The organism is Wolbachia endosymbiont (group A) of Pogonocherus hispidulus, from assembly GCF_964028195.1.
Taxonomy (GTDB): domain Bacteria; phylum Pseudomonadota; class Alphaproteobacteria; order Rickettsiales; family Anaplasmataceae; genus Wolbachia.
This window is the reverse complement of the sequence record NZ_OZ034750.1, coordinates 178,703-196,811: the sequence shown is the minus strand read 5'-3', so window position 1 is coordinate 196,811 and position 18,109 is coordinate 178,703. Positions and strand designations below refer to the sequence as shown.

General features: G+C 36.0%; 17 protein-coding genes and 1 tRNA gene. 9 read left to right on the top strand and 9 right to left on the bottom strand.

The window, feature by feature from the left end:
• Window positions 1-31: 31 nt before the first annotated feature.
• Complete coding sequence (locus tag ABWU58_RS00970; protein WP_353283324.1) at window positions 32-1,498, bottom strand: proton-conducting transporter membrane subunit; 1,467 nt, start codon at window positions 1,496-1,498, stop codon at window positions 32-34.
• A 64-nt stretch (window positions 1,499-1,562) separates the two neighbouring features.
• On the opposite strand from ABWU58_RS00970, the gene ABWU58_RS00965 reads away from it, so the two are divergent.
• From ABWU58_RS00965 to virB9, 3 genes are all read left to right on the top strand, one after another.
• Window positions 1,563-1,877, top strand: a complete 315-nt coding sequence (locus ABWU58_RS00965; RefSeq protein WP_353283323.1) for an NADH-ubiquinone oxidoreductase subunit NDUFA12 family protein — start codon at window positions 1,563-1,565, stop codon at window positions 1,875-1,877.
• A gap of 2 nt (window positions 1,878-1,879) precedes the next feature.
• Window positions 1,880-2,335 carry an outer membrane lipid asymmetry maintenance protein MlaD gene (mlaD, locus tag ABWU58_RS00960; protein WP_353283322.1) on the top strand — a complete coding sequence of 152 codons (456 nt, stop codon included), beginning with the start codon at window positions 1,880-1,882 and terminating at the stop codon, window positions 2,333-2,335.
• 187 nt (window positions 2,336-2,522) lie between these two features.
• Complete coding sequence (gene virB9, locus ABWU58_RS00955) at window positions 2,523-3,305, top strand: P-type conjugative transfer protein VirB9 (protein WP_353283321.1); 783 nt, start codon at window positions 2,523-2,525, stop codon at window positions 3,303-3,305.
• A gap of 11 nt (window positions 3,306-3,316) precedes the next feature.
• On the opposite strand, the gene ABWU58_RS00950 is transcribed toward virB9, so the two are convergent.
• The 7 genes from ABWU58_RS00950 to der all read right to left on the bottom strand — a co-directional run bounded on the left by ABWU58_RS00950 (window position 3,317) and on the right by der (window position 13,430).
• Window positions 3,317-3,913: a ribonuclease HII gene (locus ABWU58_RS00950; protein WP_010082329.1), complete on the bottom strand. Its 597-nt coding sequence runs from the start codon at window positions 3,911-3,913 to the stop codon at window positions 3,317-3,319.
• 6 nt (window positions 3,914-3,919) lie between these two features.
• Window positions 3,920-4,900: a phospho-N-acetylmuramoyl-pentapeptide-transferase gene (gene mraY / locus ABWU58_RS00945; RefSeq protein WP_353283320.1), complete on the bottom strand. Its 981-nt coding sequence runs from the start codon at window positions 4,898-4,900 to the stop codon at window positions 3,920-3,922.
• A 114-nt stretch (window positions 4,901-5,014) separates the two neighbouring features.
• Window positions 5,015-6,325 (bottom strand): hypothetical protein, encoded by a 1,311-nt coding sequence (locus tag ABWU58_RS00940; RefSeq protein ID WP_353283319.1) that lies wholly within the window; start codon window positions 6,323-6,325, stop codon window positions 5,015-5,017.
• Between the two features lie 4 nt (window positions 6,326-6,329).
• On the bottom strand, window positions 6,330-10,814 hold the full coding sequence (locus ABWU58_RS00935; RefSeq protein ID WP_353283318.1) for a hypothetical protein: 4,485 nt from the start codon (window positions 10,812-10,814) through the stop codon (window positions 6,330-6,332).
• Window positions 10,815-10,985: 171 nt separating this feature from the next.
• Window positions 10,986-11,528 carry a demethoxyubiquinone hydroxylase family protein gene (locus tag ABWU58_RS00930; RefSeq protein ID WP_353283317.1) on the bottom strand — a complete coding sequence of 181 codons (543 nt, stop codon included), beginning with the start codon at window positions 11,526-11,528 and terminating at the stop codon, window positions 10,986-10,988.
• Window positions 11,503-12,024, bottom strand: a complete 522-nt coding sequence (locus ABWU58_RS00925) for a disulfide bond formation protein B (RefSeq protein ID WP_353283316.1) — start codon at window positions 12,022-12,024, stop codon at window positions 11,503-11,505. The genes ABWU58_RS00930 and ABWU58_RS00925 overlap by 26 nt, the downstream gene beginning before the upstream one ends.
• A complete protein-coding gene (der, locus tag ABWU58_RS00920; protein WP_353283315.1) occupies window positions 12,021-13,430 on the bottom strand; it encodes a ribosome biogenesis GTPase Der in 1,410 nt (469 codons plus the stop codon). Before der ends, ABWU58_RS00925 begins: the two co-directional genes overlap by 4 nt.
• A 131-nt stretch (window positions 13,431-13,561) precedes the next feature.
• Between der and ABWU58_RS00915 the strand changes: the two genes are divergently transcribed.
• The 3 genes from ABWU58_RS00915 to ABWU58_RS00905 all read left to right on the top strand — a co-directional run bounded on the left by ABWU58_RS00915 (window position 13,562) and on the right by ABWU58_RS00905 (window position 16,294).
• Window positions 13,562-13,777, top strand: coding sequence for a hypothetical protein (locus tag ABWU58_RS00915; protein ID WP_353283314.1), 216 nt, complete (start codon window positions 13,562-13,564; stop codon window positions 13,775-13,777).
• Window positions 13,778-13,782: 5 nt separating this feature from the next.
• A complete protein-coding gene (locus tag ABWU58_RS00910; protein ID WP_353283313.1) occupies window positions 13,783-14,649 on the top strand; it encodes a hypothetical protein in 867 nt (288 codons plus the stop codon).
• Window positions 14,650-14,767: 118 nt separating this feature from the next.
• Window positions 14,768-16,294 (top strand): acyl-CoA carboxylase subunit beta, encoded by a 1,527-nt coding sequence (locus tag ABWU58_RS00905; protein WP_353283312.1) that lies wholly within the window; start codon window positions 14,768-14,770, stop codon window positions 16,292-16,294.
• Window positions 16,295-16,327: 33 nt separating this feature from the next.
• Here the strand turns inward: ABWU58_RS00905 and ABWU58_RS00900 are convergent.
• Window positions 16,328-16,400: transfer RNA gene (locus ABWU58_RS00900), tRNA-Thr, on the bottom strand.
• A gap of 19 nt (window positions 16,401-16,419) precedes the next feature.
• Between ABWU58_RS00900 and ABWU58_RS00895 the strand changes: the two genes are divergently transcribed.
• From ABWU58_RS00895 to pdxH, 3 genes are read left to right on the top strand one after another with little or no spacing between them, the layout of a single operon-like run.
• On the top strand, window positions 16,420-16,638 hold the full coding sequence (locus tag ABWU58_RS00895) for a hypothetical protein (protein ID WP_353283311.1): 219 nt from the start codon (window positions 16,420-16,422) through the stop codon (window positions 16,636-16,638).
• A 17-nt stretch (window positions 16,639-16,655) separates the two neighbouring features.
• Window positions 16,656-17,471, top strand: coding sequence for a bifunctional DNA-formamidopyrimidine glycosylase/DNA-(apurinic or apyrimidinic site) lyase (mutM, locus tag ABWU58_RS00890; protein WP_353283310.1), 816 nt, complete (start codon window positions 16,656-16,658; stop codon window positions 17,469-17,471).
• 16 nt (window positions 17,472-17,487) lie between these two features.
• The gene (pdxH, locus tag ABWU58_RS00885; protein WP_410542050.1) at window positions 17,488-18,063 is read left to right on the top strand and encodes a pyridoxamine 5'-phosphate oxidase; all 576 of its coding nucleotides are present in this window, start codon (window positions 17,488-17,490) and stop codon (window positions 18,061-18,063) included.
• Window positions 18,064-18,109 lie beyond the last annotated feature (46 nt).

Here is an 18,109-nt window from a genome sequence, read left to right as displayed (position 1 = left end):
AGTATAGTAAAATATGAAACAAAGATAAAAATCAAAAAACCAACTTCTCAACTACTAACCGAATTGGAGTGCTATATATTCCAGTTACTACTGTTAAAGCTGCCATAAACAATAGACAGAAAAGCATAGGAAATGGCACATCATTAATTTTGCCTAGTGTCATTCTAGTGCGTGACGTTGCATCATTTTCAAAATACATTTTCTCTACCATCTTCCACATGTATATTAGTGCAAGAAAAGAACCGGCAGCAAAAGCTATCAGGGAAATCCACGCGCGAGATTCGATAATTGCTTTCATTATATACCACTTGCTTACAAAGCCATTTGTTAAAGGCACACCGATTAATGCTAAACTGAGTAGAGTGAACGCAAGCGCTACATAAGGCATTGATTTCTTGAGTCCCGATAAATTCTCTATTTTTGTTGTATCAAATTTGTAAGAAACACATCCTGCAGCCATGAATAAAGATGTTTTTATTATGCTGTGGTTTACTATGTGAAGAATTGCTGCAAATACACCTGTTTTTGAGTTAAAACTCAGTGCTAAAATTATATAACCAATTTGGCTAATACTAGAGTGAGCAAACAGTCTTTTTATGTCTTTTGCGGTTATTGCAAATATCGACCCAAATACAATAGCGCAAAGTGCGAGGATAATTATCACATTGTCCAACAGCGGCTTAAACAAGAAAAAATTTTGTTGGAAAATGGTATAAAAGATTCTGATGAAAACATATATCATCACTTTAGTTACTGTGCCTGAAAAGAATATGCTAATGAAACTTGGCGCCTCACTATATGCATTAACCAGCCACCTGCTTAATGGAAATAGTGCCATTTTGATTGAGAGACTAACAAAAATGAACAATGTGCCAAGTTTTATGATGTTGTTATCGTATAATGGAACTATTCTTTCAGCCATGTCAGACATATTGAGCGTTCCAGTCATTGAATACAAGAGCCCGATGCCAAATAAATAAAATGTTGCGCCTATTGTTCCACTAATTAGATATTCAAATGCTGCAACCAAGGCTTTTTTATCCCTTCCCATTGAAACTAATACATAAGAAGAAAGAGATGAAATTTCCAAAAAAACATAAAGATTGAATATGTCGTTTGTTACTAAAATTCCGAATAGTCCGCTTAAGCACAGTAGAAATAGAGAGTAAAAACCAGTGATTTTGTTTTTGCTAATTTCTTTTTCGTTAATATAAAAGCTATAAAGCACGCTAATCAGCGCTATAAAATTCACTAGGGTTAGAATTAAGGAATTTAACACGTCGATTCTTAACTCTATTCCATGCGGAGGAGCCCAATCCCCAAGGTGATAAGTTATAATCTCGCCTCTATATGTTTTTATGAGTAGTATTGATGAAATGATAAGAGTGATTGTTGTTGCAATAAAAGAAATAAACCAAGATACCTTGTGTTTCTTGGTAAGAAAGCAAAACATTGATGCAATTATTGGTATAATAACTTGTAAAATTGGTAATTGCATTAAATTGTTGTTAATATATCGTTAAAGTATTAGTATATATAATACTTTTTGTTTTAATACCCTTATGTTATCTAAAGTTTGTAATGCAATAAAACGCCTATTACGAAGGGAAGATAAATTTGTAGGAAGAGATGAAAATGGAAATTCTTACTATGAATCAAGTAAAGGAAAAAGGTGGGTTATGTATAGCAGTGTCTCTGAGCCTACAACAGTGCCTCCGGAATGGCATATATGGCTTCACTATACTGATAATGTAGTACCAGTTAATAATAAAAAAAGAAAAGTAAAACATACTCCTAATTTAACGGGTACAAAAGATGCATACTATCCAAACCAAAAAGTGAAAAATTATTATAAAAGCTGGAGTCCTGATAACTAAAGATGCGAAGGTCAAATATACTTGAAATAACCGCTGGATTATTTGTATTAGTTTTCACTATCTTTCTGATTTTCTTTGCTATTGATAAGCTATCTTACATAAAGAAAAACTATAAGGATTGCTATAAAATATATGGTCTTTTTGCTAACGCTAACGGTATAGGAGTTGGTGATAGTGTCAAGATCTCTGGTGTGGACGTTGGAAGCATAACTGGTGTGTCACTTGACAAAGCTACCTACATAGCACGAATCGATATGTGTATAAGCAGAGACATAAAATTGCCAATTGATAGTTCAGCTCTGATCACTAGCAGTGGAGTTGTTGGTAGTAAATTTGTTAATATATCACCTGGATCAGATATTAAACTAATCTTGCACGGTGGTAAAATAGAGTATACTCAAGCTGAAGCAAATATGGGTGGAATAATGGACAGAATTCTTGGTATGTTTACGAAGTGAAAATGGCAGGATTCCAAGTGTATCCGTTCAGGTGAAGCTTCCTGTAGTTCTAAAGTATTTAAGGAGTTTGCCTTATTTCTTGCCTTTTCTACCGCTTGCTAACCTATAATTGGGGTTTATAGTACAGCTTAACAGTTGCAGTGCATGTCTATCAATGATAAAATGAAGATTAATTTATTTTGATATTATGATTGGTTTACTGTTTACCGTACTGTTGTTCCTCTGTGGTAGTGATGCACTTGCAAAACAGGAGCCACGTTCAATAGCTGGAGATGATCACATAAAGGTGATAAATTATAACCCACAAGCTATACATAAGTATACGGGTTTTTATGGTTATCAATCCAGCATATTGTTTGAACCAGGGGAGGTAATACAAAACCTTTCAATGGGTGATTCAACTGGTTGGCAACTCCTTCCTCAAGGTAACAGATTGTTTATTAAGCCTATAGATGATATTGCCGATACTAACGCAACTATAATTACCAATAAAAGAGTTTATTACTTTGAGCTTCATGCTGAAGAAGCAACCGGACTAGATGATCCAAGATTAGCATATGAAGTAAGGTTTCTTTATCCACTATTTAGCAGTGATGAGATTTACACAACAAATAACGGTGATATCTTCGAACAAGCTAGTCATACCATTATCCCTGATATAAACGACATTGAAGTTGTAAAGAAGGGCTTAAATTTTAATTATTCCATCTCGCACGTTAAAGGCAGTCAGTCAATAATACCAATCAAGGTTTTTGATGATGGAAAATTTACATATCTACAATTCAATAAAATAAACTCTGATTTCCCGGCAGTTTTTATGGTTGATTCTGCAGGATATGAGTCTTTAGTAAATTTCCGTACAGTTGACAACTACCTGATAATCGAAAGGGTGAGTTCAGTGTTTACCTTAAGGAATGGATCGAGTACAGTTTGCCTATTTAATGAAAACATACCTTTCAAAAAAGGGTGAGTGATTAAAGGCTATAATGCCCGAGATATGGGTGCAAAGTTTTTTCTATGATGTTCTGTAATTCCATAAAGGCCAATAGCGTTAAGGTGCTCTTTTGTCCCATATCCTTTATTTTTATACCAATTATATTCAGGATGCTTATTGTGCAATTCTTGCATAAGCCGATCTCTCGTAACTTTTGCAACGATTGAAGCTGCTGCAATTGATGTACTCAAATTATCACCATTTACTATGGATTTCACTTGCCATTTCACTTCAGGTGGTTGATTACCATCAACTAGCACATAATCTAACTCTAGGTCCAAGTCTATTAACGCACGTTTCATTGAAAGTTTTGTTGCTTGCAAGATATTGTATGAATTTATTTCTTCTACGCTTGCCATTCCTATACCAAATTTTGCAACGGATGTTATTTTTTCATATAGGACTTGCCTACATTGAGGAGTCAACTTTTTCGAGTCGTTGATTCCATCAATAATTGTATTTCTATCAATAAACACTACGGCTGCGGATATTACTGGACCAGCTAGCGGACCTCTTCCAACTTCATCCACTCCTGCTATCACTCCTGATAATTTATTTTCTAATGTAAAGTCTGGGTATTTCATAGGTTTTTATAATAAGAAAGTTATAGTAAAAACTGAACAGATAATAGAAATTATCCAAAATTTCATAACGATTACATTTTCTGACCATCCCTTCTTCTCAAAGTGATGATGTATTGGTGCCATAAGAAAAACTCTTTTTCCTTCTCCATATTTAAACTTTGTATATTTAAAATATGATATCTGAATAATCACAGATAGAGTCTCTATTACAAAGATTATTCCAATAACGGCAAAAAGCATTTCTCTTTTAATTAGGACACTAGTTAACCCTAAAGCTGCGCCTACCGACAAGCTACCAACATCACCCATAAATATTTTTGCTGGATGTGTGTTAAACCACAAGAAACTTAAAATAGCTCCTATAAATGCAATGCAGAATAAAGTAATATTCATATCTGCTTGAGTTATATATGCAATTAGCCCCAAAAAAGCAAAGGAAGTGATGACTTGAGTTGCAGCAAGGCCATCCAAACCATCTGTGAGATTCACAGCATTAGCAGAGCCGACAATTACAAACGCAGCGAATGGAACATATAGATAGCCAAAGTCGATTATTACTCCTTTAAATAGGGACATTTTTGTAAAACCTTCAGCAGAGTATAGCTTAAGTATAGACATACTAACCAGAGTTACAATAAACTGAATAAGTATTTTGGTTTTTGCACTTAAACCTCGATAGTGATTTGTCTTCAATTTTAAATAATCATCAATAAATCCAAGTAGAGCAAAAAATAGAGTTATCAATATCAGCAGCAAGATTTCTAGTGTTAACTGAGCCCAGAGTAAAATTGGTAATAAAGAAGAAATCAGTATTATTATTCCGCCCATAGGTGGTACATTCTTTTTTGTTATTAAATGACTTTCTGGTCCACATGATCTAATTGGTTGCCCATCTTTACTTATTTTTTTTAGAAGCTTTATAAAATAGGGAAAAAGAATAAACCCAAAAACAAATGAGGTAAAAAATATTTTTGTAGCTAAGATCATCTGCTTATTTAAATTGACTAAGTATCATACCACCTATAGCTAATAAAGCCAACTTCTGTCATCCTATAGCCTATTCCTCTTTCACTTCATTCTTTCCTAACTTGGTGCGTGTAATTACAATAACTCTGGAATAGTATGAAGAGTTATATTGTCATCTTCTGCAAAACAAAATTCGCTATTTGCATCTGTCCATGTATACATTTCTTTTAGATTAATCTCAGAAGAATCATAAACACCATACTCTGCTTTTGTATGGTAATCACAATACTGAAACTTACCCTCTTTATTGAAAGAGCCAAATTCATCAATTAATGTAGCCATTTTCCTACCTTTTTTACCACTTATGAATTCGAACACGGCAACTGAATAGTGACCTGGAGAGCCTGGTTCAGGAGATTCTTCTGTAATAAAAAACGATGGTCGATGACTAAATAATTCCCAAAGATTCGGATTACATTCTTTTTTCGCACAATTTAAACTGATGAATTTATATTCATCTGAAACGTTCGAATACTGGGGATCGTATTTTTTGTATTCAAAGAATTCATTACCTAAAAAATTACAAAACGTTAATTTATAATCATCATTATTAAATTTAACAACTTTTAAATAGTGAAAATCTCTTGGGATAATTACCTTCTCTTGTGTAACATGATTACGCATGACCAATTGATCATTGAACATGTAGTAACCTATTTTTGGAAGAGTAGCTATGGGCTTATCATTCAAGACAATATTTGCTTCATAGATATCAGGCGATAATTCTTCCCCTTTTTGCAAAGTGAATTTCTGCTTTAAGCTATCTATTATTGTTGATACATCACTTATTGTTAATACATCACATTCATCTTTTGTGTATTGATACTTATAGCAGCTGCCATCTTCACACACTGGAAGACACTTTCCATTTTTGTCTGATATATAGATATAATCACCTTCTATTGTAAAATAAAGTCCACCATTTTCTCCTTTAATCTTTTGTAGTACTGGATCATTTTCATCATTAAAATTGATGAAGTTTAGTACTTCAGTTGTTGTACTGTGTCTAGAAATGGGTAATTTGGCACCAAAATATGGACTATCTTCTATGTGGTAAAGCGAAATCTCTATTGGTTTTGATCTAAGCTTTTCTATAATATTGTCCCTGTTTGCACTTATGATATCTTCTTGCTCTATAATAAGATTCTCTTCTTCACCATCTTTATTTTTCACTTTCAGAGGTGATTTTCCCTTATATAAAACTATTTTATCACCCAGCTTCTGTAACTTTAAATCACTAATAGTATCACCCAACTCAGCCGTACCAATGTGTGAACGAATAGTATACTTGTTGTTATTAAACTCTAATCTATAATATGCAGTAGGAAGTTTAATCAGCTTCTTATAGAGCGGATCTTTATTATCTATTCTAAATGTATTTCCCATACTATTACCTTAAACAATTAACAGCCTTCAGATCAATCGCCTTGAAACTACTTGGAGAAGTGACATCGCTCATAAAACTCCTTGGCTGCTCGTTATCTGTTGCTGTTTTCTCAATATTAACAAAACCCCTTTGTTGCTCATTGTTTTCTAATGTTCTTTCCATACGATCTTTGAAAATAGTCAAAAATCTATCAGTTTGTTTGTAATTTGGACATGATTTTTTTGCAGATAAATATAAGAGTTTTAACAGCTCATTACGACTTTCATCATTAAATAATGACCTATCTAGAATGGTTGACTGTAGTTTTACTGGATCAAAATTTAGGCTTTTCTTTGGAATGCCGCATTTTGAAGCTGTTTCTTCTAATACTTTTCCAAATCTCATAACAATATCTGCTGCATCTATTATTTTTGCCACTTGATTAAGCTCTTGTATTTTATTCTCTATTTTATATTCATCTTGTTTTACAGAAGGATAAAAGAAATTTATTACTTGAGATATAAATGAAGTTGGCCTACTTGCTCCACTTGTTACTGGTGGATTATTTAATTTTTCAATTTCCCTCTTCTTTCTACGTACAGTACAAACTTGATCTGTAGGTTTTGTTTTACAAAATATATCCTTTACCTTACTATAAAGTGCTTGAGTATTTTGTTCTGATCGAAATGCTTTATCAACAAAATTGTCAGCCTCTTCTTTAAAATCTTTAGCTTCTTTGGCAGATTTTTCAGAAGCGGTTTTAGCTACCTCTGCTGCTTTCTGAGCATTCTGAATTTCAATTTTTGTTTGATTCATCTTGCGCAAAAACTGATCAGCCTCTGCAGCACCTACCCCATCTTCTCCCTTTGGACCATGAGGACCAGGCGCTCCTGTGTTGCCTTTAGGACCTACTAGACCTTGAGCACCTTTTTCTCCTTGCGTGCCATTGAAGCCTTGTAGACCTGGCAATCCATCCATTCCTGGTGCTCCAATTTCACCTCTATCTCCCTTGAGACCAAGATCACCTTTTTCTCCAGACACACCTGGCGCTCCATCTACTCCTTGAGGGCCTACTGGACCTGAATCTCCTTTATCACCTTTAGGACCTACTAGACCTTGAACACCTTTTTCTCCTTGCGTGCCATTAAAGCCTTGTAGACCTGGCAATCCATCCATTCCTGGTGCTCCAATTTCACCTCTATCTCCCTTGAGACCAAGATCACCTTTTTCTCCAGACACACCTGGCGCTCCATCTGTACCTGAAGCACCATCTACTCCTTGAGGACCTACTGGACCTGAATCTCCTTTATCACCTTTAGGACCTACTAGACCTTGAACACCTTTTTCTCCTTGCGTGCCATTAAAGCCTTGTAGACCTGGCAATCCATCCATTCCTGGTGCTCCAATTTCACCCTTATCTCCTTGATCACCCTTCAAGCCTTGTGTACCATTAACGCCTTTAGGACCTTGTATTCCTTGATCACCTTTTTGTCCTTGTACACCTTGTGTACCATTCAAGCCTTGCGGACCTATTGGACCTGTGTCTCCTTGGTCACCTTTTGGACCTGGAAGACCTTGCTCTCCTGTATCACCTTTATCGCCGATTAAACCTTTTGGACCTATGTCTCCTTTATTTCCCTTTTCTCCAGGTAGTCCATCTAATCCTGGTTGCCCTGGCGCTCCTACAATTCCAAATTCACCTTTATCCCCTTTTAGACCCTGAGAACCTTTCTCCCCTTGCGTACCATTAAAGCCTTGAGAACCTTGTATACCTTCGTCACCTTTTTCTCCAGGTATTCCTGGCGCTCCATCTGCTCCTTTATCTCCCATATCCCCTTTTGGACCTACTAGACCTTGAGCACCTTTTTCTCCTTGCGTGCCATTAAAGCCTTGTAGACCTGGTAATCCATCAACTCCTTTTGCACCCATATCTCCTTGCTCACCCTTCAAGCCTTGAGGACCAACATCACCTTTTTGTCCATTAAGACCTTGCACCCCAATATCTCCTTTAGGGCCAGCTTCTCCTTTTAGTCCATCTGTACCTTGTTCACCTTTTAGTCCTTGCAAGCCTGGATTACCCTTAGGGCCTACCGGACCTTTTGATCCAGGCATTCCTGGCAATCCAGTATCTCCTTTATCGCCCACATCTCCTTTGTCACCTTTAGGACCAGGCATACCTGACGCTCCAGTATCTCCCTTATCACCTTTTGGTCCTTGAACTTTTCCTGGATTTTGCTTTAATTCTTCTGAAATGCTTTTTATTAGCTCAGTACTGTTTGCAAGTTTTTCTACTAATGTATCATTATCATCACTTAGTAAGGCTTCTTTTAGCTCTTGAGCTCTGTTATCAATTAGTGCAGTAGCTATTGCTTCATGAATATTTGGACTGTCGATAACTTTTCCTGCAATTTGCTGCTCTAATACTAAATCTCCGTCTTGATTACGATACTCAAGTACTTCATTAGCAATGGTTCCATTATTAATTAATTTTTGTGCAACCCCAGTATGCAGACTTGAACTGCCTGCAAGTTCTTCCATTAACATTTTTCCACTGGAATCAGTGAAGTTAAGCATCATCTCCTTAAACCCAGTGGCTCTAGTAGTGACTAGCTTATCTGCAACTTCTTCAGGATTTGCATCCATGCCACTATGCCCTTGTTCACCCTTTGCGCCTCTTGAACCAGAGAGGCCCTTGAAACCTCTAGGACCTTGTATACCCTGTTCTCCTTTATCTCCCTTGAAACCTTGTGGACCTACTAAGCCTTGATCACCTTTATTTCCTTGAGGGCCTCTTGGACCTGCATTTCCTTGGTCACCTTTTGATCCAGGCATTCCTGGCAATCCATCTTTACCAGGAGCTCCATCTGCTCCTTTAGAACCCGGGGTTCCGTCTTTACCAGCTTGACCTAGTTCACCTTTTAGACCTGGCGTACCTTGAGAACCTGAACCACCTTGTGTACCTTTCTGTCCTTTCAAGCCTGGAAGACCTTGATTACCTCGAGAACCTGCAAGACCTGGCTCACCTTTTTGACCTGGAAGACCTACAAGACCTGGCTCACCTCTTTGACCCGGCACACCTTGAGAACCTGAAAGACCTTGCGTACCATTAACGCCTTTCGGACCTACCGGACCCTGAGGACCAATTTCACCTTTTATACCTTGATCACCTTTTATTCCTGGTTGTCCATCTAACCCTGGTCGTCCTGGTGCACCTGGCTCACCCTTTTGGCTTGGATAGCCGTAACCCAAATAACCTTGATCACCCTTGTCACCTTTCTCTCCAGGCAACCCGTTTAGACCTGGATGACCTTGATCCCCTTTGGGACTTGGATACCCTTGTAGACCTGGCTCTCCCTTCTGACCTGTCCAACCTTGATCCCCTTTAGGACCTGGCTTTCCTGTTAGTTCTGAGACTGCATAAAACCCGCCTTCTTGGCCCTCTTCTCCTTTTTCTCCAGGTATGCCTGGCAGCCCATCAAGACCACGTGGTCCTAGTTCGCCTCTTTGACCTGGCAAACCTCTTGGCCCAGGAGGTCCAGGCATTGCTACCATTTGTGTTTCGTTTAATTTTTTAATTTTATCTTCTAAAATTCTAATCTTTTCTTCTAAACCTTTTTCTAAATCTATAAGTTCTCCAACTTTCATATCAACCTCCAAAAAGTTACCAAAATTTTCTAAGTTATAATAATAAGGATATAAATCTGAGTTATGGCTGTAGTTATATCCTACAAAATCAGGTTTTAAACCATAAAAATTCTTACATTTGCTATTTTCGTCTGATATACAACCAACGTAATTACTGCCTAACTTTTTTGCTGCGAAATAGCTATTTTTCACATTCAATCTCTCTATTTCATGAAAAGGAAATAATTTGAAATTATCATCTCTCCGATCGAATATTGGAACAACATTATTCAACATACCAACCTTACTACCAGCGAAGTTATGTATTTCAATGCTCTTATAAAATTTGTATTCAAATTGCGATTCTTTAAAAACATTGTCTCCAATTCGTATATCAAGTCTATTGCCAATAAGACTCATATTTTTACTACTTATCACATCTTTTCGATCTATTAAAACCTTACTATTTTCAAGTGGTTTAAATTTCATAGAATGTGTATCATAATCATATACACTAACGTGTGTACCATTTGTGCTGGACTTAGGTATAAGATCAATAGTAGCTATATTAATAGCATTGCCATCATGGTAATAATAGTAATATTCACCTGAGTTAGTAACCAAAGCTAACTTGTTGTCATCTCCTACTTTTTCTAGCTTTAATTGTAGCCCTTGATATAAACTGGTTAGTACCTTCACTGTGTTACACCTAAAATCAAACACTTTAAAATGCTGATAAGTAGGCTCATCAATAATGACATAAGATATAGTAGGTAAACTAACTGTTGTTTCGCTATTTACTCTTACTTTAGCAGTTGTTATATAATGATTTGCACTATTACAGTCTTTACCTGAGGCATCCCCCTCTTCTAAATCAAAACGCACTTTTATCCCCCTTTGTGACCTATACTCTGGATGTAGTTAATTTACAAACGCTAATTATTGATTAATAATGGTGACATGTAAACATAGTTATAAAGTAACTGTTACACTTGAATTTCTTCCTGGTTTCTATTGTCATCATAACATTAAAAACACTTTAAGAAAGCTGCTTAGTTAAATTAACTTAGACAAGCAAATAGCAGCTTTGCAGCCTGTTTTTATGAATGAGGATAAAATGTTGTAGCCAAATGCGCTTTCAGCATTGTGCTGAATTGCAATATCTCTGTGCTCTAACTCCTCGTCACGAAATTTACTTATAGTTTCTTTTAATTCTCCATCTTCTAAATGTGAAACTTGCTCTCTGTAGTGCTCCCCTATAACTTCTTCAACTGCAGCAGTGCAAGCCATAGCAGCTTTTTTGCCCATAATAGCAGTTGCAACACCAAGCGACACTCCTAAAACACGCCAAACTGGCAACAAAACAGTAGGACGAACTTTTTGCTCCTTGATTTTCTCATTAAAATAGTGAAAATGCTTTTTTTCCTGCTCTTCCATTTCAATTATTTCATTGATTATAGAAGATTTTTTAAGAATAAATTTTTGACCAGAATAAATGCAAATAGCTCCATATTCCCCAGCATGATTTACTCTAATTGCCTGTTGCAAGAACTGATTGTTGCTGCACCTTAAATTATTTAGATTTCTTTCTTTCTCCACAATACACCTTACCTGATACGAACAGAGCTGCTATGAGATAAATTAAATTCCATGTTGCTAAGGAAACACCTAGAACGTAATGAGGTCTGTCACAAGATGGAGAGTAATTAGGATTTAGTAGATTATTTCTGAGCTCTTCTATACTCACGTTACCACTTGCTTGCTCTGTACAACCTAAAACATCATGAAATAAGTGGAGTTCAAGACCTACATGATAAAAAGATATTACTGCACCTATGAGGTAGCTGCAAAACATTGCATAGATTAGAATTTTGTTGTCTTTAAGCATGCATACTACTGCAAGTAACCCTGCAACATAGTAAACTACCCGCTCGTATGTACATAACTTGCATGGCAGCATGTTGAAAAAATATTCTAGCAAATATGCAAAAATTAGAGCAAAAGCACTTGATAGCAGAAAGATTGTAGGAATTCTGGAGTTATTACACACGACTTTAAGTAAATTATCCCTGAAAGTATAAAGCAGAGTATTCATTTTGCATAGGGATTTTTATTTTTTTTCAAAAGTAATCTGACTGGCACGCCTTCAGCAAAGAAATTTTTTCTAAGGTCATTAATTAAATAGCGTTTGTAACTTTCATCAACACTTTCAGGTATGTTACATATCAAAGAAAAAGCTGGAGGTTTAGTACCAATTTGAGCGATATACTTCATTTTAACTGCTTTGCCTTTTACAAGCGGGTGAGAGTGCCTATCTAAAGCATCAATTAGCCACTTATTCAGTTTTGCAGTGCTGACTTTCTTGTTCAAAGATTCACTCACTTCAAGACACTTATCTATTACATCACTGCAGCGCATGCCTTTTAACGCAGAAACTGTTATAGTTGGCACTTCCAAGAATAACCGAGTCACTTCCTGTTGTTTGACAAATTTTATTAACTTACTTCTGTCATCCTTACCTATTAAATCCCACTTATTTAAAACAACAATAATCCCTTTCCCTCCCTTAATTGCAGCTTCACCAATTGATAAATCCTGCTGCTCAATACCAACTAGGGAGTCTAGCATTAAAACTACCACATGAGAGCGCTTGATTGATTCTAAGCTTTTTTCAACAAATCTTGATTCTAAGTCATCTATAACATTCGCCTTTCTGCGGATTCCTGCAGTATCAATGAGAGTAATTAGCTCCCCATTATGATCATATACAATATCTACAGAATCACGTGTGGTGCCTGGCTCTGAACTTGTTATTAGTCTGTTTTCTGCAAGTAAACCATTTAAAAAAGTTGACTTTCCGACATTTGGACGACCGATGATTGCAATTCTTAATTTACCGGACTCATTAGAGCTCTTATTGTCATCCCAGTGCTTGACACTGGGATCCATACTATTTTTTTTCTGGATTCCAGTGTCAAGCACTGGAATGACACCGAAAGGAGGACTATTTGCACTGATATTTTCAATAACACCAGCTAATGCATCATAAAGATCAACCATGCCAAGATTATGTTCGGCTGAGATGTATACCGGGCCAAGAAAATCAAAAAACTGCAAATAATCAACATTTTCGGATTTATGACTCTCACATTTATTTGCTATGAGGATTACAGGTTTATTCATTTTTCTCTTTAGCCACTTTGCAAATTCTTTGTTTCGCTCATTTTGCACTTTTGCATCAACAAGAAAGAAAATGATGTTTGAATTGGATAGAGAAAATTCTATTTGTTCAATAACTTGTAGTGAAAAATTAGTTTGGTCGTTCCATCCTCCTGTATCTATAACTTTAAACTCTAAATCGCTAATTCTGCCTATTCCTTCTCTTCTATCTCGTGTGACCCCTGGAATATTGCTGACCACCGCTGCTTTTCTTCCCACTAATCTGTTGAATAGGGTAGATTTTCCAGCATTTGGTAGGCCTACTATGGCGATTTTTAGCATAATTCAAGGGCATCTTCTATGTAAAGTAAATTATAATCAAAATTTTTCAATTTAACTATTGACTTCGTAGATTACATAAGCATACTACAGTTAGAACTTTTTTATTTCATTATGTAAAATAGGAGGTGGTTATGCCAGAGCGAATAGAGAGTGTAGGTAATGAAAAATTAGAAGAACAAGGGTCACAAAAGCGTTCATATAAAAGTATAGAGCGTCCAGAAAAAACAAATGATTTCCAATTAAGCATGACAATATATCAAAAATCTGAAAAGGAGAAACGAGAAAAGATCTTAAAGCAAGTAGAAGATATAGAAAAAGAGTATCAAGTGCTTTCTGATCAACTATAGGAAGAATGTTAGATGAACTATTAAAAGTTATAAAGCATGCAGATGAGCAAAAAATCATGTTTGGCATGCCTGGCAAGTTGGTGCACGGTATGCCTGAAGAAAAAGAGCAAGAAGCGATAAAAGAAACATCATTGATAGGCTATCTGATAAAAAGTGCAAGCCTAATCAAAAAACAAAACTTAAATCTCGAAGAAAATAATGAAGGTAGGCTAAATTCCCTTTGCTCAAAAATATCCAATTTAATTTCAACGGGTACATATGTTAAAAAAGAAATTTTGGATTCATGTTGTAACGATATACCAGTAGATTCAGCTCTAGAAGAAAAGCGCAACAGCTACTTATTGAGCCTAGAGCAAGCTGTGTGTAGCAGTATTGAAAATGACGAAAAAGAAGGAATCATAGTAGAGAGAGACAATGAATTTTATTGTGTAAAATGTCCAGAAAAAAGTGTGATCTCTCCTGCAAAATTTATGAACTTCCCGAAATTTAAGGAGTTAGAATATGGTGCATTACGGGTTGGAGAAGGAGAAAATATAATCCGGTTACACAAGGGGAAATATCATGACATGAAAGGTAAGTTAAAGATGACCTTTAGGGTAGGCGATGAAAAGCTTGAAATGGCTTTATCTTCTATAAAAGATCATACATTAAGTTTTGGTGCAATAACAGTACATATGGATGATAAAAGTTGTGAAATCTTCTCAAAGTACCTAAAAGAGCTAGAAAAAGAACCTCGTATAAGCAAGGTTGTTGAAGCTGCTAAAAGTTTTGTGCAAAACAAATCTCCTCTTTCTTCTATAGACAATGCTAATGTCCAGCAGCTTCAGAGTAATGTCGAAAGTTTACAGAGTAGTGGCCAAAGTCTAGGTTGAAAAAGTTTAATGATTACGATACACATACACTGTTGCATATAGCAATAGTGTATGTGTATAGTAGTAGAGTTTGTAAGCTTAATAAAGTCTACTACTAATTTAAAAACTACTTTATTGTATGCAAGACTTTAAAATACTAGAAAATCTAAAAACCAAAGCACTAGAAGCTGAAAAAGGAGGCGGTTCTAACAGAATCAATAAACAACACGAAAAAGGGAAATTAACTGCTAGAGAAAGACTCAGTATATTGCTTGATGAAAATTCGTTCGAAGAATACGATAAATTCGTGAAGCATCACGCAGTTGATTTTGGCATGCAAAATGCTAATTTTTTAGGTGATGGAGTAGTGATTGGTCATGGTACTATTTATGGCAGAAAAGTTTTCGTTTACTCGCAAGATTTTACTGTCTTTGGTGGGTCACTTGGTGCGTCACATGCAAAAAAAATATGCAAAATTATGGATATGGCAATTAATGCCAGAGTTCCAATCATTGGGCTAAACGATTCTGGTGGAGCCAGAATTCAGGAAGGAGTAAATTCTCTTGCTGGTTATGGAGAAATTTTTCAAAGAAACGTAAATGCATCGGGTGTTATACCACAAATCTCTTTAATCATGGGGCCATGTGCAGGAGGTGCAGTTTATTCCCCAGCATTAACTGACTTTACTTTCATGGTAAAGAATAGTTCATACATGTTTATAACCGGGCCAGATGTAGTAAAAAAAGTCACATATGAAGATGTAAGCCACGAAGATCTTGGTGGAGCAAAAATTCATACAAGCAAAACAGGAGTAGCGGATTTTGCATTCAATAATGATGTTGAAATGCTGCTAAAAATGCGTGAATTCTTTACTTTCTTACCAGCAAATAATCAAGAATCACCGAAATCTGTACCAATCTGTAATGATGTTAATGATATTGATGGATCCTTAAACACTCTAATTCCTAGCAATCCTAATACTCCTTATGATATGTATGAACTCATTGAAAAAGTTTGTGATGGAAGGAAATTTTTTGAGTTAAAACCTGACTTTGCTCGTAATATCATAATTGGTTTTGGTAGAATTGGAGGAAACACTGTTGGTATTGTTGCAAATCAACCTATGCACCTTGCAGGATGTTTGGATATTGATTCTTCAAGAAAAGCTGCAAGGTTTGTGAGGTTTTGTGACGCATTTAACATTCCGATCATCACACTTATTGATGTTCCAGGATTTCTGCCGGGTACAAATCAAGAATACAATAATATAATACAACACGGAGCGAAACTGCTTTACGCTTACGCTGAAGCGACCGTGCCGAAAATTAGCCTTATCACTAGAAAAGCGTATGGTGGTGCATACATTGTTATGAATTCGAAACATCTAAAAGGTGATATAAATTATGCCTGGCCAACTGCTGAAATAGCTGTAATGGGCCCTGAAAGTGCAGTTGAAATTATATTTAGGCATGAAAAAGACCAGCAAACGTTAATCAAAGAATATAAAGAGAAATTTGCTAATCCATTTTTTGCTGCATCACATGGATACATTGATGACATTATAGTGCCAAGTAAAACAAGGCATCACTTTTGTAAAGCATTAGAGCTACTCAAAAACAAGAAAGTAGAAAGGATATGGAAAAAGCATGATAACTTACCTCTGTAACTTTCTTCTAAGTTTTTATTATAAGGTCTACAGTGCCGTTACCAAGACTCGAACTTGGGACCTCGTCATTACCAATGACGTACTCTACCACCTGAGCTACAACGGCAAGTTTATATATTATGATAATGAATAATACAAAAAGGAATAAGGAAAAAGAAGAGGAGAAAAAAAGATTAGCGAAAGCTTTAAAGCAAAATATTTTGAAAAGAAAAAAGCAGCAACAGAGTAGACAGAGAACCCTTTCAAAACTTGTTTATGGTGAGGAATTTTTAGGAGAAAGCACCGCAGAATACTCGAATGTATTTGAGGAAGCTTTAACGACAAAATTACCATCAGAAACTTAAGTTTTGAAGGAGGTATCATGCCAGAACTACCGGAAGTGGAAATAATCTCTAATTTTTTGCTTGATAAAATTAAAAACAAGCAAATCAGTAATGTTATAGTTAATAATTGGAATTTACGTGTGCCAATAACAAAAAATATTGATGATATGCTAAAGGGCAAAGTCATACGCAACATCAAGCGTAGAGGTAAGTATACGATCTGGAATACAGATGGTAGTGTGGCTGTAATCATACATCTTGGCATGAGCGGAAAGCTTATATATGCTGACCACGATCAAGTGCGGAATAAGCACGATCACGTGGTATTTTTATTTTCCGACAATACTTCAATAATCTTTAATGATCCAAGAAGATTTGGATTAGTTATTATTTTAAGCAAAGAACAAGAAATAAATTTTTTTGATGATTTCGGAATAGAGCCCCTCACGGATGAATTCAGTGGAGATTATTTACAGGAGTTGCTGAAAAACAAAAAAGTGAATATCAAATCAGCATTAATGGATAACAAATTGATAGTTGGCATAGGCAACATATATGCTTCTGAAAGTTTGTTTAGAGCTCGCATATCACCACTCAGGCCAGCACAAGATTTGACTTATAAGGAGTGCGAAAAACTTGCTGCTGAAATAAAAAATACTCTGAGTGATGCAATTGCTGCAGGCGGTTCAACACTGAAAGATTATGCACAGCCATCTGGATCTGCTGGATACTTTCAAAATAACTTTTACGTATATGGTAAAGTTCAAAAACCTTGCAAGATCTGCAACAATATCATAACACTTATACGACAAAATGGCCGTAGCACTTATTTTTGCAATGCGTGCCAGAATTAAGATTTTATTTTTAGATATGACATTCTCACCTGAAAAAGATCCGTTTGATTTGTTTTCAAAGTGGTATAAAGCAGTTTCATCAACTGCAATGACGCTAGCAACTTGTAGCAAAGACTGCATTCCATCTGCAAGAGTAGTATTACTAAAGGAATATAGTAAAGAAGGTTTTGTGTTTTTCACTAACGTAAACAGTAAAAAAGGGAAAGAATTGACTGAGAACCCCAAAGCTGCGTTAGTGTTTCATTGGATAGAATTTGCTAGGCAAGTACGAATTGAAGGAGATGTTAAACTTCTAAACGATGAAAGAACTGACAAATACTTCTCTTCTCGAGCGCGCGATAGTCAAATTAGCGCATGGTGCTCAAAACAATCGAGCGTTCTGAAAAATTGGCAAGATTTTGAGCAAGCCATCAAATTGAAGGAGAAGGAATTTTACAACACACAAGTTCCTCGTCCTGACTTTTGGGTGGGATTTTGCGTAATCCCAAAAGTAATTGAATTTTGGCAAGAAGGTGAATATAGGAAGCATATTAGATTTAGATACACCCTTGTTGAGGGAAGCGATTGGAAAGTGGAACAATTATATCCCTAACGTTATTGCAGTTGCTTCTTGATTTACCATTGAGAATTTAGGCTCA